General features: G+C 35.7%; 1 protein-coding gene. It reads right to left on the minus strand.

The features are described 5' to 3' along the window. Positions 1 to 718: SEC-C metal-binding domain-containing protein (locus ACS8FD_RS19935; RefSeq protein WP_439277144.1), on the minus strand; the 718-nt coding region annotated here is incomplete at its 3' end. Positions 719 to 747: the final 29 nt, after the last annotated feature.

Consider the following 747-nt stretch of genomic DNA (forward strand, 5'->3'; position numbering starts at 1 on the left):
TAGGGGAAACAATTGAAGAAACAGCGACAGGCATAGGTGATGTTGAATCAATAATAAGATGGCTTAAATTGCCAACTGATTTTCCTAGGAGCTGATCATCAAGTTCAGATTTAAGCTCCGATAATTCTGAGAGAGCAGCATTGATCGCTTTCTGTTGATCTGCAACAAAATTTTGAATAGATAGTTGACCTAATAAATGCTTACCCTTATCACCATTTTTAGCAAACTCGGAGTTATTAAGTCCACCTTCTTTAGCATAAAGCTCTTTCGCTACTGAGCGATACATTAGGGCTAAGCACTGCTCGTCATCTCCAACAAACTCTCTATCTTCAATACAAGAAAAAAGAGACTTATCATGTTTTGAACAGAACCCCTTAAATGTGGATGCTTGATTAATGCCTATTTTTTCAGGAATTAGCTTTCCTTCATTTTTTATTATGTTTGCTAGGTTTATTTTTAGTCCAAAAACATGGTTACTTTCATCTGCAATTTCTTTCAGACTACTACTTTTTGAAACAGTATGAGCATTAATGATTTTTTTACTACACTCATGTTTTAAATCAGCAGGGGCATAACAGCACTTTCGTGAAGCGTTTTTCTGACTATAGCTAATAGCTTCGCCTTGGCTCACAGGAGTCTCATTCTCTCGCCCATAATGACAATGTTTAAATTTCTTTCCTGAGCCACACCAACACTTTTTGTTACGCCCTATTTTCATAAATTCCTATTCTTTTTAAGTTTACTGAT

The sequence above is a fragment of the Psychrobacter sp. 1U2 genome, assembly GCF_051847575.1.